The sequence below is a fragment of the Cohnella baijiui genome (assembly GCF_020731285.1).
In the GTDB taxonomy this organism is placed as follows: Bacteria; Bacillota; Bacilli; order Paenibacillales; family Paenibacillaceae; genus Cohnella.
Genome location: NZ_JAJFOW010000365.1, coordinates 1 through 233 on the forward strand (window position 1 = coordinate 1; position 233 = coordinate 233).

Here is a 233-nt window from a genome sequence, read left to right on the forward strand (position 1 = left end):
CTTTCATTGTTTTACGCGGCGGCAGCTCACTGTCATCCTTACGCGCAATAAATGTCCATACAATCATCAAGCCTACACCCATTAGAATGCCAGGTACGATCCCACCCATGAACAACTCGGTAATTGATACACCGCTTGTTACCCCGAAAATAATCATCGGGATGCTCGGCGGGATAACCGGAGCAATAATTCCGGAAGCACAGATTAAGCCGGTAGAGCGGTTTACATTATAT

The 233-nt window shown here is 46.8% G+C and carries 1 protein-coding gene; it reads right to left on the reverse strand.

Going from position 1 to position 233, the window contains the following annotated elements; translation table 11 throughout:
* The coding region (locus tag LKX83_RS32975; protein ID WP_227887510.1) for a TRAP transporter large permease subunit at positions 1-233 on the reverse strand (233 nt) is incomplete at both ends.